This is a genomic window from Streptomyces sp. NPDC000410, assembly GCF_040300305.1.
Lineage (GTDB): Bacteria > Actinomycetota > Actinomycetes > Streptomycetales > Streptomycetaceae > Streptomyces.
On the sequence record NZ_JBEPDM010000051.1, the window covers coordinates 1 to 24,352 of the forward strand.

Annotated in this window: 20 protein-coding genes; 11 read left to right on the forward strand and 9 right to left on the reverse strand. The window is 70.5% G+C overall.

The window, feature by feature from the left end:
- Positions 1-103: 103 nt before the first annotated feature.
- On the forward strand, positions 104-994 hold the full coding sequence (locus tag ABT342_RS31845; RefSeq protein ID WP_351581531.1) for a TauD/TfdA family dioxygenase: 891 nt from the start codon (positions 104-106) through the stop codon (positions 992-994).
- A complete protein-coding gene (locus ABT342_RS31850; RefSeq protein WP_351581533.1) occupies positions 991-1,989 on the forward strand; it encodes an L-tyrosine/L-tryptophan isonitrile synthase family protein in 999 nt (332 codons plus the stop codon). The genes ABT342_RS31845 and ABT342_RS31850 overlap by 4 nt, the downstream gene beginning before the upstream one ends.
- Before the next feature lie 509 nt (positions 1,990-2,498).
- Here the strand turns inward: ABT342_RS31850 and ABT342_RS31855 are convergent.
- A complete protein-coding gene (locus ABT342_RS31855; protein WP_351581536.1) occupies positions 2,499-3,128 on the reverse strand; it encodes a TetR/AcrR family transcriptional regulator in 630 nt (209 codons plus the stop codon).
- A gap of 231 nt (positions 3,129-3,359) precedes the next feature.
- Here ABT342_RS31855 and ABT342_RS31860 point away from each other — a divergent pair, with 231 nt between their 5' ends.
- The 4 genes from ABT342_RS31860 to ABT342_RS31875 all read left to right on the forward strand — a co-directional run bounded on the left by ABT342_RS31860 (position 3,360) and on the right by ABT342_RS31875 (position 7,471).
- Complete coding sequence (locus ABT342_RS31860; protein WP_351581538.1) at positions 3,360-4,331, forward strand: tetratricopeptide repeat protein; 972 nt, start codon at positions 3,360-3,362, stop codon at positions 4,329-4,331.
- 593 nt (positions 4,332-4,924) lie between these two features.
- Positions 4,925-5,587, forward strand: coding sequence for a DUF6230 family protein (locus ABT342_RS31865; RefSeq protein WP_351581540.1), 663 nt, complete (start codon positions 4,925-4,927; stop codon positions 5,585-5,587).
- A gap of 95 nt (positions 5,588-5,682) precedes the next feature.
- Positions 5,683-6,222 (forward strand): DUF6114 domain-containing protein, encoded by a 540-nt coding sequence (locus ABT342_RS31870; RefSeq protein WP_351581542.1) that lies wholly within the window; start codon positions 5,683-5,685, stop codon positions 6,220-6,222.
- Positions 6,212-7,471, forward strand: coding sequence for a hypothetical protein (locus ABT342_RS31875; RefSeq protein WP_351581544.1), 1,260 nt, complete (start codon positions 6,212-6,214; stop codon positions 7,469-7,471). Before ABT342_RS31870 ends, ABT342_RS31875 begins: the two co-directional genes overlap by 11 nt.
- A 65-nt stretch (positions 7,472-7,536) precedes the next feature.
- Here ABT342_RS31875 and ABT342_RS31880 read toward each other — a convergent pair whose 3' ends face one another.
- The 4 genes from ABT342_RS31880 to pta form a co-directional block, all read right to left on the reverse strand.
- A complete protein-coding gene (locus ABT342_RS31880) occupies positions 7,537-8,721 on the reverse strand; it encodes a serine hydrolase domain-containing protein (protein WP_351581546.1) in 1,185 nt (394 codons plus the stop codon).
- A gap of 235 nt (positions 8,722-8,956) precedes the next feature.
- Entirely contained in the window at positions 8,957-10,390 is a 1,434-nt protein-coding gene (gene pyk, locus ABT342_RS31885) for a pyruvate kinase (RefSeq protein ID WP_351581548.1), read from the reverse strand.
- Between the two features lie 132 nt (positions 10,391-10,522).
- Complete coding sequence (locus tag ABT342_RS31890; RefSeq protein WP_351581550.1) at positions 10,523-11,791, reverse strand: acetate kinase; 1,269 nt, start codon at positions 11,789-11,791, stop codon at positions 10,523-10,525.
- On the reverse strand, positions 11,788-13,896 hold the full coding sequence (pta, locus tag ABT342_RS31895) for a phosphate acetyltransferase (RefSeq protein WP_351581553.1): 2,109 nt from the start codon (positions 13,894-13,896) through the stop codon (positions 11,788-11,790). The genes ABT342_RS31890 and pta overlap by 4 nt, the downstream gene beginning before the upstream one ends.
- A 204-nt stretch (positions 13,897-14,100) precedes the next feature.
- Between pta and ABT342_RS31900 the strand changes: the two genes are divergently transcribed.
- Entirely contained in the window at positions 14,101-15,126 is a 1,026-nt protein-coding gene (locus ABT342_RS31900) for an ATP-dependent 6-phosphofructokinase (RefSeq protein ID WP_351581555.1), read from the forward strand.
- A 188-nt stretch (positions 15,127-15,314) separates the two neighbouring features.
- Positions 15,315-16,415, forward strand: coding sequence for a helix-turn-helix domain-containing protein (locus tag ABT342_RS31905; protein ID WP_351581557.1), 1,101 nt, complete (start codon positions 15,315-15,317; stop codon positions 16,413-16,415).
- A gap of 4 nt (positions 16,416-16,419) precedes the next feature.
- Here ABT342_RS31905 and ABT342_RS31910 read toward each other — a convergent pair whose 3' ends face one another.
- The 3 genes from ABT342_RS31910 to ABT342_RS31920 all read right to left on the reverse strand — a co-directional run bounded on the left by ABT342_RS31910 (position 16,420) and on the right by ABT342_RS31920 (position 19,663).
- Positions 16,420-17,028 (reverse strand): helix-turn-helix domain-containing protein, encoded by a 609-nt coding sequence (locus tag ABT342_RS31910; protein WP_502965651.1) that lies wholly within the window; start codon positions 17,026-17,028, stop codon positions 16,420-16,422.
- A gap of 207 nt (positions 17,029-17,235) precedes the next feature.
- Entirely contained in the window at positions 17,236-17,979 is a 744-nt protein-coding gene (locus tag ABT342_RS31915) for a response regulator (RefSeq protein ID WP_351581561.1), read from the reverse strand.
- Positions 17,980-18,037: 58 nt separating this feature from the next.
- The gene (locus ABT342_RS31920) at positions 18,038-19,663 is read right to left on the reverse strand and encodes a sensor histidine kinase (protein ID WP_351581563.1); all 1,626 of its coding nucleotides are present in this window, start codon (positions 19,661-19,663) and stop codon (positions 18,038-18,040) included.
- Between the two features lie 137 nt (positions 19,664-19,800).
- On the opposite strand from ABT342_RS31920, the gene ABT342_RS31925 reads away from it, so the two are divergent.
- Together ABT342_RS31925 and ABT342_RS31930 are read left to right on the forward strand one after the other, a co-directional pair.
- Entirely contained in the window at positions 19,801-21,207 is a 1,407-nt protein-coding gene (locus ABT342_RS31925) for a cation:dicarboxylate symporter family transporter (protein ID WP_351581565.1), read from the forward strand.
- A 151-nt stretch (positions 21,208-21,358) separates the two neighbouring features.
- Positions 21,359-21,679: a GYD domain-containing protein gene (locus tag ABT342_RS31930; protein WP_351581567.1), complete on the forward strand. Its 321-nt coding sequence runs from the start codon at positions 21,359-21,361 to the stop codon at positions 21,677-21,679.
- Between the two features lie 49 nt (positions 21,680-21,728).
- Here the strand turns inward: ABT342_RS31930 and ABT342_RS31935 are convergent, their stop codons facing one another.
- Entirely contained in the window at positions 21,729-23,123 is a 1,395-nt protein-coding gene (locus ABT342_RS31935) for a glycoside hydrolase family 16 protein (RefSeq protein WP_351581602.1), read from the reverse strand.
- A gap of 284 nt (positions 23,124-23,407) precedes the next feature.
- On the opposite strand from ABT342_RS31935, the gene ABT342_RS31940 reads away from it, so the two are divergent.
- Positions 23,408-24,295, forward strand: coding sequence for an NAD(P)-dependent oxidoreductase (locus tag ABT342_RS31940; protein ID WP_502965650.1), 888 nt, complete (start codon positions 23,408-23,410; stop codon positions 24,293-24,295).
- Positions 24,296-24,352: the final 57 nt, after the last annotated feature.

The following is a 24,352-nucleotide window of genomic DNA, read 5'->3' on the forward strand; positions in this document are numbered from 1 at the left end:
GCCACCACTGGGCTGGAACCCCACAGCCACACCCGGCATCCCTGGGTCTCCCGATCCTACGAGTGACCGGAAACAACCCACCAACAACGTAAGGATCCCCACGATGACGACTTCCGTCGCCGTATCCGGCACGACGGACGACAGTCCGCGGCTGTGGACGCTCGCCGCGTCGCGGCCGTTCGGAATCCGGCTCACCGCGGCCGGGGCCGGCACCCCGCTCGACGCCGTGCCGGTCCCGTACCTGCGCGACCTGGTCCGTGAACACCGCATCGCGGTGCTGCGCGGCTTCACCCCGCCCGCCGGGGCGTCCGGGCTCGAAGGCTACGCCCGCTCCTGGGGCTCCCTGCTGAGCTGGCCGTTCGGCAACGTCTTCGACGTCCTGGCGCACGAGGAGCCGGCGGACCATGTCTTCGACACCGGCTTCATGCCCTTCCACTGGGACGGGATGTACCGGGAGTTCATCCCCGAGTTCCAGATATTCCACTGCGTCGAGGCCCCGGACGGCGCGGAGGGCGGCCGCACGCTGTTCTGCGACACCACGCGGGTCCTCGCCGCGGCCGGACCGGACACCGTGGACCGGTGGCGGTCCGTCACCCTCGGCTACCGCAACCGCAAGATGTCGCACTACGGTGGTGTGGTCGTCTCACCGCTGATCGAACCCCACCCGGTCCTGGGTCATCCGGTGCTGCGCTACCTCGAACCCGTCCCCGAGGGCGAACACGTCATCAACCCGCCCGAGGTCAATGTGGAAGGCCTCGACGACCCGGCGGCGGAGGCGGCGCTGCTGGCCGCCCTCAGCGCGGTCGTACGCGATCCGGCGCATCTCCTCGCGCACCGCTGGCAGTCGGACGACATCGTCGTCGCCGACAACTACACGCTGCTGCACACCCGGGAGCCGTACCGCCGTGGAGTGCCGCGCCATCTGCGACGCGTGCATGTTCTCGGCGACCCGGCCCAACCCGGCCGGCTCCGGCCGGCGGAGGCCGTCGCATGAGCGCCGACACCGAACGTACGTGCCACGCGCTGCTGCGGCTCCTGCTGCCGCACCGCCGTCCGGTGGGGTCCCCCGGGCCGACGGCGGAGGTCTACGGACACACCCCGGAAGCGTGCTTCCCCGAGCAACTGGATGTGCTGCGCGCGTTCGTACGTGCCGACGCGCCGATCCTCCTCACCCTCCCCGCCTTCCCCTGCAAATCCCCCAACCCCGCCAAGGTCACCGGCGCCCTGCCCGACCTCGGTGAGCTGCTGTCCCTGCGCTTCCTCGACGATCTGTGCGCGAGGATCGCCGATCTGCATCCGCCCGGCGCCCGGCTGCTGATCTGCTCCGACGGCCACGTCTTCGGCGACCTCGTAGGGGTGTCCGACCAGCGGGTCGACGCGTACGCCGTCGCGCTGCGGAGGATGATCGCCGACAACGGGCTGCGCCATCTGGACACCTTCGGCCTCGACGCGGTCTGGGGAAGCCTCGGCTACGACCGCAAACGCGCCCTGCTGGAACGGGAGTTCGCGGAGCCGATGGAGATCCTCCGCGAGGAGGTCCGCTCGGGCGGCCCCGCCCTGGCGCACTACCGCGGCATGATCCGCTTCCTGGTCGAGGACACGTACGACTGGACCGGCTCCAAGGCCCAGCTCCAGCAGGACTGCCGGCGCCGTGCGTACGGGGTGCTGCGGCGCAGCCGCGCCTGGGCGAACCTGATCGCGCAGCACCACCCGGGCTCGCTGCGGCTGTCGATCCACCCGCAGCCGTGCGGCTCGCCGAAGTTCGGCATCTCCCTGCTGGAGGCGGAGGACAACTGGCTCACCCCCTGGCACTCGGTGGTCGTCCAGACCGGCACGAACCGCTTCCGCCTGATGAAGCGCCGGGAGGCGGAACGCGTCGCGATCCCGGCGGGTCCGAGCGCGAACCCGAGCCACTACATCGCGGCGGAGGCTCCGGACACGATGCCGGCCCCCCGCGCCGACCTCCGCCTCGCACCCGGCAGGGCGTAGGGGAACCGGCCCACCGGCCCGGCCGGGGCCCGGGCCCCGGCCCGCTCGGGGCGGTAACCCCAGCCCAGCACTGGGGTCTGGCCTGGCCCCGGCCGGGGCGGCAACCGAGGCCCGGCACGGGGCCCTGCCTCTGCCCCGGCCTGCCCCCTCGGCCTCGGCCGGGCCGGCCTGCCCCCCCGCCTCAGCTCGGGCCTCAGCTCCGATCCCGGCTCCGGTCTCGGCCCCGGTCTCGGTCTCGGTCCCGGTCTCGGTCTCGGCTCCGGTCTTGGCCCCGGTCTTGGTCTCGGTCTCGGTCTCGGTCTCGGCTCCGGTCTTGGCCCCGGTCTTGGTCTCGGTCTCGGTCTCGGTCCCGGTCCCGGCCTCAGCTCCGGTCCCGGCCGGGGTCCCGTTCCGGCCGGCGCTCGGCCAAGCCGTGGCCAGGGCCTGGTCGGGTTCGGGTCAGGGGTCCGGTGCCGTGCCGGTCGGCACTCGGCCAGTGCCAGGGCCCCATCCCGTTCCGGCCGGAGGCCCTACGCGGCCCGCAGACCTCCCAGCAGCACCGCGGTGAACCTCCGTACCCAGTCCTCGTCCACCGGCTCCGCGCTGACCAGCGCCCGGTGGACCACCGCGCCCGCGATCACGTCGAAGATCAGGTCCGCCGTCCGGGCCGCCGCCTGCGGGTCGGATTGCGTCGGGAGCTCGCCGCGCGTCTGGGCGCGCTCGCGGCCCTCCAGGACCAGCCGCTTCTGCCGGCTCACGATCGAGACCCGGATCCGCTCGCGCAGCGGCTCGTCGCGCGTGGACTCGGCGACCACCGCCATCAGCGCGGTCCTGGCCTCGGGCCGCTCCAGCAGCGTGGCGAACTGCAGCACCACGCCCTCGATGTCCGCGGCGAGCGAGCCGCGGTCGGGAAGTTCCAGCTCGTCGAAGAGGACCGCGACGGCGTCCACGACGAGCTCGTTCTTGCCCGCCCAGCGCCGGTAGAGGGTGGTTTTGGCCACCCCGGCCCGGTGCGCCACGTCGCCCATCGTCAGCTTCGACCAGCCCAGCTCGACCAGCGCGGCTCTCGTCGCGTCGAGGATGGCGACGTCCGCCTCCGCGCTGCGGGGGCGGCCGGTACGAATCGTTTTCGGACGGGCACGGCTGGTGCGGCTACACATGACGGCGACCATACCGGTGGGTAGGTAGAACCTTCGCTGTGAGCGAGTTCACCGGCGGAACCGTCGGGGAAACCCTCCCTGTGGCGGGTCGAGGGAGTTACGCTACGACCCGTAGCGAAAGCGACAACCACAGGCGCCCGGTGGGGACCAGGCGCCACAGCACGTACGTCCGCGTACGTAACCAGCCGGTCGGCTTTTCATTCGCGCGCACGGAAGGGGGAGGATGTACTCATGCAGCCTAGGAACATGTCCATGAGCGGCGTCGTCGACCTCGCCGCTGTGAAGGCGGCCGGTGAGGCCAAGGCCAAGGCGGAACAGGCCCGCGCGGAGACCGCCCGGCAGGGCGGCGGCGGTGCCGTGCCCCCCTCCAGCCTGGTGATCGACGTCGACGAGGCGGGCTTCGAGCGCGATGTCATCCAGCGCTCCGCCGAGGTCCCGGTCGTCATCGACTTCTGGGCCGAGTGGTGTGAGCCGTGCAAGCAGCTCAGCCCGGTGCTGGAGCGTCTGGCGCAGGAGTACAACGGCCGCTTCGTGCTCGCCAAGATCGATGTCGAAGCCAATCAGATGCTGATGCAGCAGTTCGGGATCCAGGGCATCCCGGCTGTCTTCGCGGTGGTCGCCGGCCAGGCGCTCCCGCTCTTCCAGGGCCTCGCCCCCGAGCCCCAGATCCGCCAGACCATCGACCAGCTGATCCAGGTCGGCGAGGAGCGCTTCGGGCTCACCGGCCTGACCGTCGACGCCGGCGCCGAAGGGCCCGCCGCGGGCCCCGCCCAGACGCCGGTGGGCCCCTATGACGCGCTGCTCGAAGCGGCCGTCCAAGCCCTGGACGCGGGTGACCTCGGCGGTGCCGTCCAGGCGTACAAGAACGTCCTCGCCGACGACCCGGGCAACATGGAGGCCAAGCTCGGCCTCGCCCAGGCCGAACTGCTCGCCCGGGTCCAGGACATGGACCCCTCGGCCGTGCGCAAGAACGCCGCCGACAACCCCGCCGACGTGCAGGCGCAGATCGCCGCCGCCGATCTCGACCTGGTCGGCGGCCACGTCGACGACGCCTTCGGCCGCCTGGTCGAGACCGTGCGGCGCACGGCGGGCGAGGACCGGGACGCCGCCCGGCTGCGGCTGCTGGAGCTGTTCGAGGTGATCGGCCCGGACGATCCGCGCGTGACGGCCGCGCGTACGGCGCTGGCGCGCGTGCTGTTCTGACGAACGCCGTCCACCGGCGCCGCGCGGTCGCCGATTTGGCGACAGAGTGACAAAGGGCGGCTGCGTTTTACCAAAACTTGGTAAACGCGGCCGCTGTTACTCGCAGTAAATCAACCCCCTTGATCTGTCCCCTTTTTCGGGACAATCACCCCTCTGTCGGACGGGCCTGGGGCACCCTCTGTGGCCGCCCGACATCATGCCGTCGCGGCGTGGTTATGCGTCCGTTACTAGTCAGTAACGAGCCCCTTGTGCGGCGGCGCGGAATGCACCACGATCGGCGACGCTCGGTCCAATACCGCACCAGCCCGGCAGCCAGTCGCGCTCACCGACTTTGGGTCCCCACCGAGTGGGCCGGCGGCAGAGGCGCCGGCTGTGGACAGGGGGGTTCCTGCCCGATCGGCAGGGCCTGTCCGTTGCGGTTACGCGAAGGCGTGGCCAGTGGTTGTCGCTCGGGGGTGATCGCCGGTGAAGCGGACGCGGCTCGCGCCTGTGCTCACGGCGCTCTCCTTCCCGAGGACGTAGCACTTCTCCCATCCCAGGACGGACCCGTGTGGTTCGTACCGGAGATGTACGTCCGAGAAGGAGGAATACATATGTCCCAGGTTCGTGGTGGGACCAGATGGAAGCGCTTCGCGCTCGTCATGGTGCCGAGTGTGGCCGCCACGGCGGCGGTCGGCGTCGGCCTGGCGCAGGGCGCGCTCGCGGCGTCGTTCAGCGTCTCCGGCCAGGAGTTCAAGGTCAAGGCCCAGCACCTCGAAGGTACTGGGTTCGCCCAGTACGGCGGCGTGGACATGGGCTACGCCAACATCAAGGAAGGCAACCAGGTCGTTCCGCGGCCCGTCGCCATCTCGGCGTTCAAGCACGCCGAGATCACCAAGATGTGCCAGTCGGTCGTCACGCCGGACGTGCCGATCTTCGGCAAGGTCACGATGAGGCTCGAGGCCGGTCCGGACGCAGACCACAAGGTCATCGCGGACAACCTCTACCTTGACGTCACCGAGCTCAAGGCCGACGCGACGTTCAAGAACATCGACATCGGCGTCGCGGCCAAGGACACGGACAAGCCCGGCCTCGGCAAGGGTCCCGCGGTCAAGGACACGAACATCAACCAGAACGGGTTCGCGCAGCAGGCCGAGAGCGCCACGCTCGAGAACGTCGAGCAGAAGGCCTGGGCGACCACCGCCGGCACCTTCAAGCTCAGCGGACTCAAGATGAGCCTGCACAAGGGCGACGGTCCCAAGGTTGAGTGCTACTGACCGGTGAAACCGTGCGGGCGGGCGTGGATGCTCACGGCAGCCGTGCCCGCCCGTCTCCCTCTTCACAAAGCAATGCCAGTTCCAGGGAGCTTTCCATGAGCGCCGAGTCACCGGGGCAGAACGAGCACTACATCCGCGTCCTGAAGCGGCGGTTCCGCGACTGGCGGGGCACCCGGCCGTTCTGGGCGGGGCTGTTGACCCTGCTGGGCGGCATTCCCATCGCGTACTTCCCGTACGCGAGCCTCCAGCTCGGGCAGATGACGCTGTCGATGGCGACAACCGCGGGCGCCGGCTCGCTGATCATCGGCGTACTGCTCGTCACGCTCGGCTTGACGATGTGGTTCCACCAGATCGTGCGGGTGTTCGCGGGTGTCGCCGCGATTCTGCTGGCGCTGATCTCCATCCCGGTCGCCAACTTCGGCGGCTTCGTCATGGGCTTCCTGCTGGCCATGATCGGTGGTGCGCTCTCCATCGCATGGGCGCCCGGGAAGCCGGCCAAGCCCACCGAGACCGATACCGAGGCGCCGGATGCCGACGCCGCAGGCCCCACCCTCCCCGAGCCGCGCGCGGGGGAGGACCTGACGATGACCGATACGACTGCCCACGCCAACGGCGGGAGGAACAGTGCGGGGTGACGAAACACCGCTGAACGCGGCTGACGGCGACGAGCCCCGCCTGAGAAGGGGGCCGCGCCACGCGGCCCCGAGGAAGTCGCTGCTGACCAAGCTCCAGATGCCCGCGGGCAAGGCGATGGCTCTCGCCGCGATGCCCACGGCGGTCCTGGTCGGCATGGGTCTCACGCCCAAGCTGGCGCTGGCCGACGACAAGGACATCCCGTTCGCCCCCGGGCCGTGCGTGACACGCTCGGACGAGCCCGCGGAGCCGGAGGAGTCGCCGTCCGCGTCGGAGTCCACGAAGCCCTCGGACGAGGCGTCGGACAAGCCGGCCGACGAGCAGTCGGCCGATGCTTCGGAAGGCGCGGACCAGCCGAAGCCGGGCGCGTCCCCGTCGGCGTCCGAGTCGGCCGACAAGCCGGCCGGCCAGTCCGCACCGGCCGCGGCGCCGACCGCGACCCCGACGCCCACAAAGACGACGAACCCGCTCGACCCGCTGGGTGTCGGCGAGAAGATCAAGGACTTCTTCGACGGACCGGACGAGGAGCCCGCTCCGACTCCGACCACCCCGACCCCGACCGACACGGCGAAGCCGTCCACGGAGGAGTCCTCCTCCCAGCCGAAGACCCCGGTCACGGATACGGCGGACAGCACCAAGGACGCCATCAAGGACGCGGCCGACAAGGCCGGCGCCGAGGTCAAGGAGCTCGACGAGAAGGTCAAGGGCCTCGACCCGGTCAAGGACGAGGACATCCCCGAGGGTGCCGACGGCAAGCCGCGCTTCCCGTGCCCGGAGGCCGACCCGGAGGCGTTGGCGAACGCGAAGCTGGAGCCGGGCATCCCGCTCCTGCCGGACGATCCCTGGCGGCTGGAGACCTCGAAGCTCACCCTCAACGGCCTCAAGTACCACGGCATCGTCGAGGTGCAGACCGGCAGCGGCAAGATCAAGAAGGCGCTGAAGTTCACCGCGAGCGGGGTGGACATCAAGGACCTTCACCAGCTGGTGGTGGGACCGAACGGGAAGACCATCCACGTCGAGGCGGAGAAGGGCTCCACGTCCACCATCCGCAACGGCACGGTGACCATGTACACGGAGGAGCTGAAGGGCAACCTCTTCGGCATCATCCCGGTCACCTTCAGCCCGGACACCCCGCCCCCGCTGGACGTCCCCTTCGCCATCTTCACCAACGTGAAGATCAAGCAGGCCGGCCAGTTCGGCGGCACGCTCACCGTGCCGGGGCTGCACAACTACTTCACCGGCGGGGCCTGACAGACCTCCGGGAACCGTAATGAGAGGTGACCCCCATCTCCGATGGGGGTCACCTCTCATTGTCGTCATCGCGGCGTCGTCGTCGGCTTGGGCTTCGTGGACTGCGGCGCGGCCGGCAGGCTGAAGACGTTGTCCGGCGTGACGACGGACGTGACGGCCTTGCCGATCAGCGTACTGAGCGCGTTGCCCCGGTAGTCGATATCGGAGTTGATCAGGATCACCAACGTGGCCTTCACGGACGGCAGATACACGGCCAGGGTCTCGTACCCCGGCAGCTCCCCGTTGTGCCCGATCCAGCCGTTCACCTCCATGATGCCCAGCCCGTATCCGGTGCCCGGGAGGCCGGTCGGGCCGAACTTCAGGCGTTGCTTCTGGGTTTCCGGGGTGAGAAGACGGCCCGTGACCAGGGCCGGGACCCAGGTGTGGAGGTCCTCCAGGTCGGAGATCATGGCTCCGGCCGCCCAGGCCCAGGAGGGATCCCAGTTGGTGGAGGTGGTCGTGGCGCCGGACGGTGTGAAGTCCGTATAGCCCTGGGCGTGCGGATCCCCGATCGCACCGCTGGTCGGGAACGAGGTCTGGTCCAGGCCCAGCGGGGCGTACACGTGCTGTTCGAGATAGCGGCCCACAGGCTCGCCCGTGACCTTCTCGATCACCAGGCCGAGCAGCACCAGGTTGGTGTTGCTGTACTGCCAGTCGGTGCCCGGCGGGAAGTCCGGGGGATGGGCGAAGGCGCGGTCGAGCAGCTGCCGGGGGGTGAAGACCCGCTGGGGGTCGGCGGCCAGGAGCTTCTGGAGCTCGTCGTCCTCGGTGTAGTTGAACAGACCGCTGCGCATCCCGGCCAGCTGGCGCAGGGTGATGCGGTCGCCCCCGGGGACGCCCTGGACGTAGCGGGAGACGGGGTCGTCGATCCGGATCCTGCCCTGGTCGACCAGCTGAAGCAGGCCCGTGACGGTGAACGTCTTGGTCACACTGCCGATGCGCATGTACATATCGGACTTCATCGGGGTGCCGGCCGACTTGTCGGAGACCCCGAACGACTTCACGTACGTGCCACGGCCGGGGATCCAGAGGCCGACGTTCACGCCGGGGACCCCGGCCTGCTTCATGGTGGCGGTGATCTCTTTGTCGAGCCGTTCCACCAGGGCGGGATCGAAGTCCTGCCGGACGGTGGTGCTCTGACCAGCGGGAGTGGGACCCACCAGCAGCAGAAGGGCGGCGATGCTCGCCAGAAGCATTCTGATGCGGATCATTCGCAATCACCTCTGACTTCGGTCAGTGGCCGAGCGAGCCGAGCCGAGCCGTGGGCAGGGCGGACTCACCAGCGTAGGTCACCCATCCGCCCCGCACCTCCCGGGGCGATCGGCGCAGCCCGCGTACGGCGAAGGGGCCGCACCCCGGCGAGGAGTGCGGCCCCAGCGGCCCTAAAGCCGACGATCAGAGGCGTCGGGCGTCGGGCGTCGGGCGTCGGGCGTCGGGCGTCGGCCGTCAGGCGCTCTTCGTGCCGTCGCCCAGGTGGTGCACCCGAACCATGTTGGTCGTGCCCGGGACGCCGGGCGGGGAGCCGGCGGTGATGACCATCGTGTCGCCCGCGTTGAACCGCTGGAGCTTCGACAGCTCCGCGTCCACCAGGTCGACCATCGCGTCCGTCGTCTCCACGAACGGGGCGAGGAAGGGCTCGACGCCCCAGCTCAGGGTCAGCTGGTTGCGCGTGGACTCGTCCGTCGTGAAGGCCAGGATCGGCTGCTGCGCGCGGTAGCGCGAGAGCCGGCGGGCCGTGTCGCCGGACTGGGTGAAGGCGACCAGGGCCCTGCCGTCGAGGAAGTCGGCGATCTCGCAGGCCGCGCGGGCGACGGAGCCGCCCTGGGTACGGGGCTTCTTGCCCTGGACGAGGGGCTGGAGGCCCTTGGCGAGGAGCTCCTCCTCCGCCGCCGAGACGATCTTGGACATCGTCTTGACGGTCTCGATGGGATACGCGCCCACCGAGGACTCCGCGGACAGCATGACTGCGTCCGCGCCGTCCAGGATCGCGTTGGCGACGTCGCTCGCCTCGGCGCGGGTCGGACGGGAGTTGGTGATCATGGATTCCATCATCTGGGTCGCCACGATGACCGGCTTGGCGTTGCGGCGACACAGCTCGATGAGGCGCTTCTGCACCATCGGGACCCGCTCCAGCGGGTACTCGACGGCCAGGTCGCCACGCGCCACCATCACCGCGTCGAAGGCGGCGACGACGTCGGCCATGTTCTCGACGGCCTGGGGCTTCTCGACCTTGGCGATGACGGGGACCCGGCGGCCCTCCTCGTCCATCACCTTGTGGACGTCCTTGACGTCGTTGGCGTCGCGGACGAAGGAGAGGGCGACCATGTCGCAGCCCATCCGCAGGGCGAAACGCAGGTCCTCGACGTCCTTCTCGGACAGGGCCGGGACGTTGACCGCCGCGCCGGGCAGGTTGATGCCCTTGTGGTCGGAGATCACACCGCCCTCGATGACGATGGACTTGACCCGCGTGCCGTCGACCTCGGTGACACGCAGCTCGACGTTGCCGTCGTTGATCAGGATCTGGTCGCCCTTGGCGACGTCTCCGGGCAGGCCCTTGTACGTGGTCCCGCAGATGGATTTGTCACCGGGGACGTCCTCGGTGGTGATGGTGAACTCGTCACCGCGGACCAGCTCGACCGGCCCCTCGGCGAAGGTCTCCAGGCGGATCTTCGGACCCTGGAGGTCGGCGAGGACACCGACGGGGCGGCCGGTGTCCTCCACCGCCCTGCGGAGACGGTCGTACCGCTCCTGGTGCTCTGCCTGGGTCCCGTGGCTCATGTTGAAACGGGCCACGTTCATGCCGGCCTCGATGAGAGCTTTCAGCTGCTCGTAGGAGTCGACGGCGGGGCCCAGTGTGCAGACGATTTTGGAACGGCGCATAAGGCGGATCCTATCGGTTTGTTTCTAGGCGGAATATTCCGTCTGGTGGAAAGTACAAATGGGCGGGCGGCTGCTCAGGAGAGCCCTTGGAAGAGCCCTTGGAAGGAATCTCCGGAAGCCCGGAGAAAGCCCTCAGGAGAGAGCATTTCCCACCAGAGCGAAGGTCTGCTGCGCGATCTCCAGCTCCTCGTCCGTCGGCACCACCGCGACCGCCACCCGTGCGTGGTCGGGCGAGACGAACCGCGGCTCGTCCGACCGTACGGCGTTCAGGTCCGCGTCCACCACAAGCCCCAGCTCCTCCATTCCGGCGATGGCGGCTTCCCGCACCGGAGCCGCGTTCTCCCCGACGCCCGCAGTGAACACGACCGCGTCGACCCGGCCGAGAACCGCGTAATACGCGCCGATGTACTTCTTCAGGCGATGGATGTAAATGTCGAAGGCGAGCCGCGCCCGCTCGTCGCCCTCCTCGATACGGCGGCGGATCTCCCGCATGTCGTTGTCGCCGCAGAGCCCCACAAGGCCGCTCTTCTTGTTGAGGAGTACGTCGACCTCGTCCTCGTCCATGCCCGCCACCCGCTTCAGATGGAAGGTGACCGCCGGGTCGATGTCGCCGGAGCGGGTGCCCATGACCAGACCCTCCAGCGGGGTCAGGCCCATCGACGTGTCCACGCACCGGCCGCCCGCGACCGCCGACGCCGAGGCGCCGTTGCCCAGGTGGAGGACGATGACGTTGACCTCCGCGAGGGGCCTGCCCAGCAACTCGGCCGTACGGCGCGAGACGTACGCGTGTGACGTGCCGTGGAAGCCGTAGCGGCGGATGCGGTGCGCGTCCGCCGTTTCCACGTCGATCGCGTACCGCGCCGCGTGCTCCGGCATCGTCGTGTGGAACGCCGTGTCGAAGACCGCGACCTGGGGAAGGTCGGGGCGCAGGGCCTGGGCGGTACGGATGCCCGTCAGGTTCGCCGGGTTGTGCAGGGGCGCCACCGGGACCAGGCGCTCGATCTCCGCCAGCACCTCGTCCGTGATGACCGTCGGGGCGGTGAAGCGGAGCCCGCCGTGCACCACCCGGTGGCCGATCGCCGCCAGTTCGGGGGAGTCGAGGCCGAGACCGTCCTGCGTCAGCTCCTCCGCGACCGCCTTCAGGGCGGCGTCGTGGTCCGCGATCGGGCCCGTACGCTCACGCTTCTCCGCGCCGCCGCCGGTGAGCGGGGTGTGCACCAGCCGGGACGTCTCCTCACCGATCCGCTCGACGAGGCCGACCGCCAGGCGGGAGCCGTCGCGCATGTCGAGCAGCTGGTACTTCACCGACGAGGAGCCGGAGTTGAGGACGAGGACACGCGAGGCAGGGGCCGAGCGAAGCTCGTCAGGCAGGGCGGTGGTGGGAGACGGGTGGGCGGTCATGCGGGGAGCTCCTGGGACTGGGGCGTGGCCGATGTGGCCGGGGTCTGGGACTGGATCGCGGTGATCGCGACCGTGTTGACGATGTCGCTGACCAGCGCGCCGCGCGAGAGGTCGTTGACCGGCTTGCGCAGACCCTGCAGCACCGGTCCCACGGCCACCGCGCCGGCCGAACGCTGCACGGCCTTGTAGGTGTTGTTGCCCGTGTTGAGGTCGGGGAAGATCAGCACGGTCGCCTGGCCCGCCACCTCGGACTCCGGCAGCTTGGTCGCCGCGACGGACGGTTCGACCGCCGCGTCGTACTGGATCGGCCCCTCGATCCGCAGTTCCGGGTGACGTTCGCGCACCAGCTTGGTGGCCTCGCGCACCTTGTCGACATCCGCGCCGCTGCCCGACGTACCGGTCGAGTACGACAGCATCGCGATCCGCGGCTCGACGCCGAACCGGGCCGCCGTGGCCGCCGACTGCACCGCGATGTCCGCGAGTTGCTCGGCGTCGGGGTCCGGGTTGACCGCGCAGTCCCCGTACACGAGGACCTTGTCGGCGAGGCACATGAAGAAGACGGACGAGACGATGGAGGCGCCCGGCTTGGTCTTGATGATCTCGAAGGCCGGGCGGATCGTCGCGGCCGTGGAGTGGACCGAGCCCGACACCATGCCGTCGGCCATGCCCTGCTCGACCATCAGGGTGCCGAAGTAGTTGACGTCCGAAACCACATCGTGGGCGAGCTCCACCGTCACGCCCTTGTGGGCGCGCAGTCCCGCGTACAGCTCGGCGAACTCCTGGCGCAGCTCGGAGGTCGCCGGGTCGATGAGCTGGACCGAGGACAGGTCGATGCCGAGGTCGGCCGCCTTCTTGCGGATGACGTCCGTGTCACCGAGCAGCGTCAGATCGCAGACGTCCCGGCGTACGAGTACGTCGGCGGCGCGCAGCACCCGCTCCTCCGTACCCTCGGGCAGCACGACGCGGCGGCGGTCGGCGCGGGCCTGCTCCAGCAGGTCGTGCTCGAACATCATCGGGGTGACCCGGCCGCTGCGGGCCACCTCGACCCGGGCGAGCAGACCGGCGCGGTCCACATGGCGCTCGAAGAGACCGAGGGCGGTCTCCGCCTTGCGCGGTGTGGCGGCGTTCAACTTCCCTTCCATCGCGGAGAGTTCGGTCGCGGTCGGGAAGGATCCGCCGGGCACCGACAGCACCGGGGTGCCGGGCGCCAGCCGGGAGGCCAGGGTCAGGATGGAGTCGACGGGGCGCTCGTCGAGGGTGAGCAGCAGGCCCGCGATGGGCGGGGTGCCGGCGGAGTGCGCCGCCAGGGCGCCCACCACCAGGTCGGCGCGGTCACCGGGGGTGACCACCATGCAGCCGGGCGTCAGGGCGTTCAGGAAGTTCGGCAGCATCGCGCCGCCGAAGACGAAGTCGAGGGCGTCCCGGGCGAGCCCGGAGCCGTCCCCGAGCAGCACGGTGGCCCCCAGGGCGTGGCGGATCTGGCCGACCGTGGGTGCGGCGAGCGCCGGCTCGTCCGGCAGGACGTAACAGGGGACGGGGAGGCGGGCCGCCAGCCGTTCGGCGATCACCTCGCGGTCCTCCGGCGCCACCCGGTTGACGACCATCGCGATGATGTCGCAGCCCAGGACCTCGTAGGCGCGGTGGGCGTTACGGGCCTCCGCGCGCACGGACTCGGCCGTCTGGCCCTTGCCGCCCACCACGGGTATCACCGAGGCGCCGAACTCGTTGGCCAGCCGGGCGTTCAGCGCCAGCTCGTCGGGGAGCTGGGTGGCCGCGAAGTCCGTGCCGAGCACGAGGACCACCTCGTACTCGCGCGCCACCGCGTGGAAGCGGGCGACGAGGCGGGAGACCAGCTCGTCGGTGCCCCGTTCGGCCTGGAGCGCGGCGGCCTCGTGGTAGTCCATGCCGTATACGGACGCCGGGTCCTGGGAGAGCCGGTAGCGGACGCGCAGCAGATCGAACAGACGATCGGGCCCGTCGTGGACCAGGGGCCGGAACACCCCCACCCGGTCCACTTGACGGGTCAGGAGCTCCATGACTCCCAGCTCGACCACCTGGCGACCGTCTCCGCGATCGATCCCGGTCACGTACACGCTGCGCGTCACGCGTGCTCTCCTGTCCTGTGTCGGTTGCCCCGTGTCGGTTGCCCTGCGTCACTTCGCCGTCAAGGCTGTGTGGGGGAAAATACTCGATAGGGTGGCATTGCCCTCTTGACAGTACCTCCGGGGGTGGATAGGACGCCCGCCGTGCTGGTGGAGGTCCAGACCACTCGTACGCCACCACCGACAGCGAGCAGGAGGCACGGCACGATGCGCATCGGAATCCTCACCGCGGGCGGCGACTGCCCGGGCCTGAACGCAGTGATCCGCTCGGTCGTGCACCGTGCCGTCGTCGGCCACGGCGACGAAGTCATCGGCTTCGAGGACGGATTCAGGGGACTGCTCGACGGCCACTACCGCCCGCTCGACATCGACGCCGTCAGCGGCATCCTGGCCCGGGGCGGCACCATCCTCGGCTCCTCCCGGCTGGAGCGCTCCCGGCTGCGCGAAGCCGCCGAGAAGCGCGGGGAGTTGGCCCGCCGGTACGAACTCGACGCGCTCATCCCGATCGGCGGCGAGGGCACGCTGACCGCCGCCCGGATGCTCGCGGACGCCGGGATGCCCGTCGTCGGCGTACCGAAGACCATCGACAACGACATCTCCGCGACCGACCGCACCTTCGGCTTCGACACGGCCGTCACGGTCGCCACCGAGGCGATGGACCGGCTCAAGACCACCGCCGAGTCGCACCAGCGCGTCATGGTCGTCGAGGTCATGGGCCGGCACGCGGGCTGGATCGCCCTGGAGTCGGGCATGGCGGCCGGTGCCCACGGCATCTGCCTGCCCGAGCGGCCCTTCGACCCCGGCGACCTGGTGAAGATGGTCGAGGAGCGCTTCGACCGGGGGAAGAGGTTCGCGGTCGTCTGTGTGGCCGAAGGCGCCCATCCGGCCGACGGCACCATGGACTACAAGAAGGGCGAGATCGACCCGTTCGGCCACGAGCGCTTCGCCGGCATCGGCAACCGGCTCGCCTCCGAACTGGAGCGCCGCCTCGGCAAGGAGGCCCGGCCGGTCATTCTCGGCCACATCCAGCGCGGCGGTACGCCGACCGCGTACGACCGCGTCCTCGCGACCCGCTTCGGCTGGCACGCGGTGGAGGCCGCGCACCGGGGCGATTTCGGCAGGATGACGGCACTGCGCGGCACACAGATCGCCCTGGTGCCGCTGGCCGAGGCGGTCGCACGGCTGAAGACCGTGCCGGAGGACCGGATGCACGAGGCCGAGTCGGTCTTCTGACGGGCCCGGCCAGGAACGCGGAGCGGCCCCGATCGTCTCCCCCGTGGACGATCAAGGCCGCTTTTCTTGCCGGATCCCACTCTTGAGTTGAACGGCCGGATCTACAAGGCTTGCACGTGTCCCGGACATGTCCCAACCCTGTCCGAGCCCGTGTTTTCCGCCGAGTCGGTCCGACGGGGAGGCTGTGCATGACCGGCGTTGCCGTCGATGGCGAGAACCCGCCAGATCCACAGGGGGCGCGCACCCCTGCCGAATTCATCGAGCGCCTCCAGGCGCTCAAGGACTGGTCCGGGCTGACCTACCGGGAACTCTCCCAGCGCGCCGAAGCGGTCGGCGACGTACTGCCCCGCTCGACCGTCGCGAACATGCTGGCGCGTACGACGGTGCCGCGCGAGGAGCTGCTCACGGCGTTCGTACGGGCCTGCGGCTGCGGGCCGGGCGTGGTCGACGCATGGCAGCGGGTCCGCAAGGACCTGGTGCGACAGGAGCGGCGGGCGGAGTCGCTGGTGTTCGAGCAGAGCCCGTCCGCGGCGGAACGGGATGGTGCGGCGCTCGGCGAAGTGGAGGCGGGCGACGGGACGGCCGCTCTGCCCGAGCCGGAGCCGAGGGCCCGCCCCTGGGGGGCGCGCCGGGTGCGCATCGCCGTGGCCGTCGCCGTGGCCGGCGTCCTCGCGGCCGCCGTGTCGGTCACGTACGCCCTGAGCGACGGCGACGACAGGAAGCCCGACGCGGGCCCGACGCCCGACGCGAGCCCGACGTCCGATGAGATCTTCGTACCCCCGAAGTACCCCAAGACCGGCCCCGTCCGGATCAGGGCCGTCCACTCCGGACTGTGCCTCGCCGAACGCCCCGGGCAGAAGAGCGGTGAGCTGTTCCAGGTGCGGTGCTCACCGGACAGCGTCCCGCGGTTCGTCCTGGAGGCACATGAGGCGTATGAGGCGCTCTGGCAGCTCACGACCAAGCACCCCGACTACGGTCCGGGCTGTACCGGCATCCACGACAAGTCGACGCTCCCCGGGGCCGCGTTCATCGACCAGGAGTGCGGGAAGCGTGGCGTCGCCGAGGCGTTCCGGCTGGAACCGGTCGGCGATCCGGTGCGGGGCTACCGGCTGCGTGTCGGATGGTCCGATCTGTGCATGACGGTCAAGCAGGGCGACGCGGCGGAGTGGGCGGAGATCATCCAGATGCCGTGCGCGACCGAGGACGGGCCGGTGACGAAGGAGTCGCAGGGGCAGCTGTTCGCGTTCGACCCGGATACCAAGGGGCGTTCCACGAGCCCGCCACCGTGAGGATCTAGCCCGGGGCCAGCTCCCAGAAGTGGTCCACGATCCCGTCCAGGAACTCCTTGCCCTCCTCGCCCGAGCCGCCCGAAGCGCCCCAGCTGGAGGTCGTCACCATGCGGGCCTGGTAGTCCGTGTGCAGCTGCCGCAGCGCGTCCTCGAGATGCCGCTTGGGGATCGCCAGCAGCTTCGACACCGGGCGCACGTACGCCTGCCAGCGGGTCGTCGCCGCACTGCGCAGCAGCTCGGCCAGCTCCTCGTTCCGGCCGGTCGCGGTCAGCAGCTCGCGCGGCGACAGGCCCAGGGTCTCGGCGAGCGCGGCGGTCTGCCGCTCGCTGCCGCGCCAGCGGCCCGTGTCCTCCATCTTCTGGTACGCGGACGCGTCCATGCTCAGCCTGCGGGCCAGGTCGTCGGCGGCCAGCCCCCGGGAGATCCGGTGCTCACGCAGGGTCCGGGCGGCGCCCAGCAGATCGCCCGGCGCGCACCACAGCACTCCCGCCAGCGCCGTCAGCTCCTGCGAGGACGGCCCGAGCATCCCGCGCTCCCAGGCGACCACGGTCTCCGGGGTGATCTGGAGTCCGTACTGTGCGCGCAGACCATAGGCGACATGGCCGGGAGCCATCCCCAGCGCCTCGCGAAGTCGGCGGGCGGCAGGGGCGTTGAAGGGCGGGGTGGAGTGCACTGGCACACGGTAGGCCCCATTTGGCTGAATTGACTACGGTGTGTTCAGCCAAGGTCACGACTCGTAGGATCGTCCAGAAATGGACATACGCCGGTTTCGTGCCGCGCACCGACCGGTCAACCCGCGTAGCGTACCAGGGGGTAATTTTCAGCGGAACGCCGGAATCCATCGATACTGCAGCTCAGGGCGCCCTATCTGGCCGTACTGGGGGCTCCGCGCGGCCCGCCCCTCGTCGACCAGGTGCTCCAGATAGCGGCGGGCGGTGATCCGCGAGATCCCGACGGCGGCGCCGGCCTCGGCCGCGGTGAGACCGCCGGGGCTGTCGCGGAGCGTGCGGCTCACCGCCTCCAGCGTCGGCGCGCTCAGACCCTTGCGGAGCGCGGCGGGGCCGGGGGTGCGCAGGGTCGCGAGCGCCCGGTCCACCTCGTCCTGCCCGGACGCCTCGCCCGCGGTCGCGCGGAACTCCGCGTACCGGGTGAGCCGGTCGCGAAGGGTCGCGAACGTGAAGGGCTTCAGGACATACTGAACGACACCCAGGGACACTCCTTCTCGGACGATCGCCAGATCGCGGGCGGACGTGACGGCGATGACGTCGGCGCAGTGCCCGGCGGCGCGCAGCGAGCGCAGCAGCTGGAGCCCGTGCCCGTCGGGCAGATACAGATCCAGCAGGATCAGCTCCACGGGCGTCCGCTCCAGCACCCGCGACGCCTCCCCGCGCGAATGCGCCACCCCGACCACGGCGAACCCGGGCACACGCCCGACGTAGAGGGCGTGCGCGTCGGCGGCGACGGGGTCGTCCTCGACGACGAGTACGCGGATGTCGCGCGGCGGGGGGCTCGCGCCGTCACCCGCGTGGGGGTCGTGCCCCTGGTTCGACGGGCCGTGCGTCATACGGTCACCTCCGCGATGCGCGGGCGGAGCCCGCATCGGCGCCCCCGGGGGTGTCTGCTCATGCGGTCACCTCCGCCGGGCGCAGCGGCAGCCGTACGGTGAACTCGGCGCCGCCGCCGGGGACTTGGGTCATCTCCACCGTTCCGCGGTTGCGATGGGCAGCCTGCCGCACGAGGGCGAGCCCCAGCCCGCGCCCCGGTCCCCGGGTCGACCATCCGCGCTCGAACACGGCCTCGGCGTCACCCGGCCGGACGCCGGGCCCGTTGTCGGTGACGCGCAGCACGAGCTCGTCGCCGCGGGTCCGGGCGGTGACGGTGACCCGGGACCGGCCGCCGGCGGGGCCGCGGGGCGCGCCCGGGGTGCCCTGAGCCGCCTCGACCGCGTTGTCGATCAGGTTGCCGAGGATCGTGACGAGGTCCCGCTGCGGGAGCCACGGCGGCAGGACACCGTCGTCGATGCGGCTGTCGTCCGCGAGCACGAGCTCCACCCCGCTCTCGTTGGCCTGGGCGGCCTTGCCCAGCAGCAGGGCCGCGAGGACCGGCTCGGCGACGGCGGTGACCACGCGGTCCGTGAGGGCCTGGGCCAGTTCCAGCTCGGCCGTGGCGAACTCGACGGCCTCGTCCGCGCGGCCCAGTTCGATGAGGGACACCACGGTGTGCAGCCGGTTCGCGGCCTCGTGGGCCTGGGCGCGCAGCGCCTCGGTGAAGCCGCGCTCGGAGTCGAGTTCACCGGTGAGCGCCTGGAGCTCGGTGTGGTCCCGCAGCGTCACGACCGTACCCCTGCGCTCACCGCCCACCACCGGCCGCGTCGAGACGACGAGCACCCGGTCGGCCGTCAGGTGCAGCTCGTCGACGCGCGGTTCGCTCGCCAGCAGAGCGCCGGTGAGCCCCGGGGGCAGGCCCAGCTCGTCCACCGGCCGCCCCACCACCTTCGGGTCCAGGCCCAGCAGCTCGCACGCACCGTCGTTGACCAGCGCGATCCGCCGCCGCCCGTCCAGCATCAACAGCCCCTCGCGCACCGCGTGCAACGTCGCCTGGTGGTAGTCGTGCATCCGGCTCAGCTCCGCCGCGTTCATCCCGTGCGTGTGCCGCCGCAGCCGCGCGTTGATCACGTACGTACCCGCCCCGCCGAGCGCCAGCGCCGCGCCCGCCATCCCCAGCAGGGCCGTGACCTGCTTGCGCATCTGCTCGCTGATCCGGTCGATGGTGATGCCCGCGCTGACGAGGGCCGTGATCCGGCCGCCGTCGTAGACCGGGGTCACCGTCCGCACGGACGGCCCGAGCACGCCCATGTGCGTCTCGGAGAAGGTCTCGCCGGCTTGCGCCCGGTCGATGTGCCCCAGATACGTACGCCCGATCTCGCCCGGCTCCGGGTGCGTCCAGCGCGTCCCGTCCGGGGCCATCACCACGACGAACGTGACGCCCGTCGTCCTGCGCAGCTGCTCGGCGTACGGCTGGAGCCGCGCCGACGGGTTCGTACCCCGGGCCGCCTCGATGACCGACGGCGACTTCGCGACGGCGATCGCGGTCGCCGTCGACTGCCTGCGCGCGGTCTCCTCCGCCTGCGCGCGGTCGGTGACGTACGAGAACAGCGCGAACCCCGCCACGATCGCGGCCACCAGAACGACCTGCATGGCGAACAGCTGACCGGCGAGACTCCGGGGGCGCCGTAGCCGTGGGTGCATGCTCCAAGTCTGCCTGGCCGGTTTCGCGTGAACGAAACGCACGTAAGCGTGACCGTGGTCACACGGTGCTGAATAGTCGCGGGCATCGAGGACATCCACCGGGACGTGGATGCTCATCAGGCCGAGGAGGAATTCCCGTGGCGACCACACCAGAACCCGCAGCCGCACGGCGGGACCGGGACCCGGTCCGGAAGCGGGACCGGACCCACTATCTCTACATCGCCGTCATCGGCGCCGTCGTCCTCGGCATCATCGTCGGCTTCGCCGCCCCCGACGTCGCCAAGGAGCTGAAACCGCTCGGCACCGGCTTCGTCAACCTGATCAAGATGATGATCTCGCCGGTCATCTTCTGCACGATCGTGCTCGGTGTCGGTTCGGTCCGCAAGGCCGCCAAGGTCGGCGCGGTCGGCGGTCTCGCACTCGGCTACTTCATGGTGATGTCGACCGTCGCGCTCGCCATCGGCCTCGTCGTGGGCAACCTCCTGGAGCCGGGCTCCGGGCTGCATCTGACGGAGGCGGCGCGCGAGGCGGGGTCCAAGCAGGCGGAGGGCGCGAGCGAGAGCACCGCGGACTTCCTGCTCGGGATCATCCCGAAGACGCTGGTGTCCGCCTTCACCGAGGGCGAGGTGCTCCAGACGCTGCTGGTCGCGCTGCTCGTGGGCTTCGCCCTGCAGGCCATGGGCCGCACCGGCGAGCCGATCCTCAGGGGCGTCGGGCACATCCAGCGCCTCGTCTTCCGCGTCCTCGCGATGATCATGTGGGCGGCCCCGGTCGGCGCGTTCGGCGCGATCGCGGCCGTGGTCGGCGAGACCGGTCTCGACGCCCTGAAGTCCCTCGCGGTCATCATGATCGGCTTCTACGTCACCTGCGCGCTGTTCGTCTTCGTCGTCCTCGGCACGCTGCTGAGGCTGGTCGCCGGAGTGAACCTGTTCGCGCTGCTGAAGTACCTCGGCCGGGAGTTCCTGCTGATCCTGTCCACCTCCTCGTCGGAGTCGGCCCTGCCGCGGCTGATCGCCAAGATGGAGCACCTCGGCGTCTCCAAGCCGGTCGTCGGCATCACGGTGCCGACCGGCTACTCCTTCAACCTCGACGGCACCGCGATCTATCTGACGATGGCCTCGCTCTTCGTCGCCGAGGCGATGGGCAACCCGCTCTCGGTCGGCGAGCAGATCTCGCTGCTCGTCTTCATGATCATCGCCTCGAAGGGGGCGGCGGGTGTCACCGGCGCGGGCCTGGCCACGCTGGCCGGCGGGCTCCAGTCGCACCGCCCCGAGCTGGTCGACGGCGTCGGCCTGATCGTCGGCATCGACCGCTTCATGAGCGAGGCCCGCGCCCTCACCAACTTCGCGGGCAACGCCGTCGCGACCGTCCTCGTCGGCACCTGGACCAAGGAGATCGACAGGGCGCGGGTGTCCGAAGTCCTCGCCGGACGGGTGCCGTTCGACGAGGAGACCCTGCTCGACGAGCACGGCGGCGACCACGGCGACGTCACCCCCGCCGACGTACCGGAGCAGCGCGAGGAAGTGCCGTCGCTGGCCAAGTGACGCCCGTACGTCTGTACGCCCGTACGCCCGGCCCCGCGGTCTCACGCAGGGCCGGGCGTACCGACACACCCGCCCGGCGGTCCCCGGATGGCCGGAGCGCGTCCCGTGCCCGAGGGTGAAGGAACGGAACGCGAATCGGGAGGCGTCGCACATGCCGAAATACCTGGTCCAGGCCAGCTACACCGCCGACGGCACCAAGGGTCTGCTCGCCGAGGGCGGTACGGGCCGCAGGGAGGCCGTCGAGAAGGTCCTCCGATCGTGCGGAGGCACCCTCGAATGGATGTACTTCGCCTTCGGCGACAACGACGTGTACATCGTCGCCGACATGCCCGACGACGTCTCGATGGCCGCCACCGCCATCGCGGTCCGCGCCACCGGAGCCGTGCAGTCCAAGGCCACCCCGCTGATCAGCCCCGAGGACATCGACGCGGCCACGAAGAAGTCGGTCGAGTTCAGGGCGCCGGGCGAGTGAGTGCGTCGAGGGGGCCGTGGCCCCCTCGGCGCCCGACCCGGGCTGCCGCTCATCCGAACGGGATACGGACGAGGGACTGGTTGCCGACGCCGAGCGTGCTGCCGCCGTTGCCGATCGCGCTCCACACCTCGATCCGCACCTTCCCGCCCGTCAGGTCGCCGTGCGTCCCGGTCGCCGACTTCAGGCCCCTCGCCTGGGTGTAGTGCTCGTAACCGGCCACGGGATCGGTGGCGAAGTACTGGTAGGTCTCCGTCCGGTCCCAGGCGCCGTCGCCCGTACGGTCGTAACTCACCCGCACCTGCTGGCCGCCCGCGACCGTCGTCCCCGCGTCCACCAGCAGGTCGAACTGGGTGGAGCCGCCGTTGTACGCCCGGGTGAGCGGGCCTGAGGTGAACACCTGCGGGTTGTGCGGGGTGCCGTCGTGGTTGCCGCCGGCCGCCGGGGCGAGCGTGACGGTGGCCGCCGGGGCGGTCGCGTCGCCCGCGCCTCCGTCCGTACGCAGATACAGCTGCGAGGAACCGGACGGCGGCGGGGTCGTGCCGCCACCGCCGCCCCGCGTCCAGACCGCGACGTAGTCGACGAGCATCGGACGGCCGGGGACGGTCGCGGCGGTCGGGGTCCGGCCGGCCAGGGCGTCGGGGAAGGCACCGCCGACGGCGACGTTGAGGAGGATGAAGTAGCCGGCGTGCTCGGTCATGTTCGCCCAGGTGGCGGCGTCGAACCTGCTCTGGCTGAGGCTGTGGAAGAGCTGGTCGTCCACGTACCAGCGCAGCTCGTTGGGGGAGACGGAACGGTCCCACTCGAAGCGGTAGGTGTGGAAGGCGGACTGGCAGCTCGCGCCGGGGCAGGCGCGACTGGCGCCGAGGCCGGAGGTCTCGTTGCAGGGGCCACCCGGGTTGACCCCGCAGTGGAGCACGCCCCAGACGGAGTTGATGCCGTTGACGTTCTCCATGATGTCGAACTCGCCGATACCGGGCCAGTTCCAGTAGTTGCCCCGGTACGGCGCGCCGAGTGCCCAGAACGCGGGCCAGTAGCCGAGGGCGGCGTCGCCGGTGACGTCCGGCATCCGGATACGGCCCTCGATGCGCAGGGTGCCGCCCGCCGGGGCCTTGAAGTCGGCGCGGTGGGTCTCGATCCGGGCGGAGGTCCAGTTGCCCGCGCCGTCCCGCAGCGGGGTGATGCGGAGGTTGCCGTTGCCGTCGAGGCTGAGGTTGTCCGGGCTGGACGTGTAGTTCTGGATCTCGCCGGTGCCCCAGTTGCCGGGGCCGCCGGGATAGCCGTGGCCGGTGTCGATCTGCCAGTGGGCGGCGGAGGGCAGGGACCGGTCCGGCCCGGTGAAGTCGTCGCTCCACCGCAGGTTCCAGCCGGGAGCGGGGGGTACGTCCCCGCGCGCCGTGCCCGCGCCGCCGGTGAGGGCGAGGAGGCCGGCGAGGGCGACAGTCATGGCGAGCAGTGCGGTGAGGAGGGGGGTGCGCGTGATGTGGCGCGTGCGCGTGCTCGTACTCAAGGAACACCTCCGGGAGGGGGGTGGTGCCGGAGTGGGCTGAGAGCGCTCTCAGACTGTTTTGTAGATGGAGACACCGGGTCCGTCAATGATTTGGACTCCTTGACTTCCTGAAGGAGCGCGAGGGGTGTTCCGGCGCGTAGGCGGCTGACCTGGACCATTACCTCCAGGTAGGTATCCGACTTTATTGTCGGTACTTGTAGGCATGACGGTGCCGCACCAGGATGATCCACATGCCTACCGAAAACGCATCCGTCACCGTCATCGGCCTCGGCGCCATGGGCCAGGCCCTCGCCGGAGCCTTCCTGGACGCCGGCCACCCCACCACCCTCTGGAACCGCTCCCCAGGCAAGGGCGACGACCTCGTCGCGCGCGGTGCCCTACGCGCCGCGAGTTCCGAAGAAGCCGTGAAAGCAAGCGAGTTGATCGTCGTCTCCGTGGTCGACCACGACGCCGTCCAGGCGATCGTCGACCCGCTGGCCGACGCGCTCCAGGGCCGGGTCCTCGTCAACCTCACCTCGGACACGCCCGAGCGCTCACGGGAGGTCGCGGCCTGGGCCGCGGAGCGGTCCATCGCCTACCTCGACGGCGCGGTGATGGTGCCCACGCCCGTCGTCGGCACGCCCGACGCGCTGCTGTTCCACTCGGGCTCGCAGGACGCGTTCGAGCGCCACGAGTCCACCCTGAAGGCGCTGGGCGGCAACACCGTCTTCGTGGGTACGGACCCCGGTCTCGCGGCCGTCTACGACCTGTCCCTGCTGGACTTCTTCTACGGCAGCATCTCGGGCCTGGTGCACGCCTTCGCGCTGGCCAAGGCGGACGGCGTCAAGGCCGTCGACATCGCCCCGTACATGAACACCATCGCCCAGATCATGCCGCCCATCGCGGAAGGCACGGCGGCGAACATCGACGCCGGAAGCTACCCGGGGGCCGAGGCCAACCTCGGCATGATGGCCGCGGGCGTCAGGCACATCCTGCACGCGGCACGCACTCGCGGCCTCGACGTGTCCCACCTGGAATCGATCACGTCCGTGGCGGACAGGGCGATCGCGAAGGGCCACGCGACCGGCGACTGGGCGGCCACCTACGAGGCAATCGTCAATCAGGATTGACAAACGGATCATCCGTCGGCTCCCATGAGGGAACTCGAATCGCGTGTCGGTCCGCGC

Excerpts from the sequence above, each read along its gene's own strand:
- ABT342_RS31845 (WP_351581531.1), top strand. The coding sequence starts at position 104 with ATGACGACTTCCGTCGCCGTATCCGGCACGACGGACGACAGTCCGCGG.
- ABT342_RS31850 (WP_351581533.1), top strand. The coding sequence starts at position 991 with ATGAGCGCCGACACCGAACGTACGTGCCACGCGCTGCTGCGGCTCCTG.
- ABT342_RS31855 (WP_351581536.1), bottom strand. The coding sequence starts at position 3,128 with ATGTGTAGCCGCACCAGCCGTGCCCGTCCGAAAACGATTCGTACCGGC.
- ABT342_RS31860 (WP_351581538.1), top strand. The coding sequence starts at position 3,360 with ATGCAGCCTAGGAACATGTCCATGAGCGGCGTCGTCGACCTCGCCGCT.
- ABT342_RS31865 (WP_351581540.1), top strand. The coding sequence starts at position 4,925 with ATGTCCCAGGTTCGTGGTGGGACCAGATGGAAGCGCTTCGCGCTCGTC.
- ABT342_RS31870 (WP_351581542.1), top strand. The coding sequence starts at position 5,683 with ATGAGCGCCGAGTCACCGGGGCAGAACGAGCACTACATCCGCGTCCTG.
- ABT342_RS31880 (WP_351581546.1), bottom strand. The coding sequence starts at position 8,721 with ATGATCCGCATCAGAATGCTTCTGGCGAGCATCGCCGCCCTTCTGCTG.
- pyk (WP_351581548.1), bottom strand. The coding sequence starts at position 10,390 with ATGCGCCGTTCCAAAATCGTCTGCACACTGGGCCCCGCCGTCGACTCC.
- ABT342_RS31890 (WP_351581550.1), bottom strand. The coding sequence starts at position 11,791 with ATGACCGCCCACCCGTCTCCCACCACCGCCCTGCCTGACGAGCTTCGC.
- ABT342_RS31900 (WP_351581555.1), top strand. The coding sequence starts at position 14,101 with ATGCGCATCGGAATCCTCACCGCGGGCGGCGACTGCCCGGGCCTGAAC.
- ABT342_RS31905 (WP_351581557.1), top strand. The coding sequence starts at position 15,315 with ATGACCGGCGTTGCCGTCGATGGCGAGAACCCGCCAGATCCACAGGGG.
- ABT342_RS31910 (WP_502965651.1), bottom strand. The coding sequence starts at position 17,028 with ATGGCTCCCGGCCATGTCGCCTATGGTCTGCGCGCACAGTACGGACTC.
- ABT342_RS31915 (WP_351581561.1), bottom strand. The coding sequence starts at position 17,979 with ATGACGCACGGCCCGTCGAACCAGGGGCACGACCCCCACGCGGGTGAC.
- ABT342_RS31920 (WP_351581563.1), bottom strand. The coding sequence starts at position 19,663 with ATGCACCCACGGCTACGGCGCCCCCGGAGTCTCGCCGGTCAGCTGTTC.
- ABT342_RS31930 (WP_351581567.1), top strand. The coding sequence starts at position 21,359 with ATGCCGAAATACCTGGTCCAGGCCAGCTACACCGCCGACGGCACCAAG.
- ABT342_RS31935 (WP_351581602.1), bottom strand. The coding sequence starts at position 23,123 with ATGACTGTCGCCCTCGCCGGCCTCCTCGCCCTCACCGGCGGCGCGGGC.
- ABT342_RS31940 (WP_502965650.1), top strand. The coding sequence starts at position 23,408 with ATGATCCACATGCCTACCGAAAACGCATCCGTCACCGTCATCGGCCTC.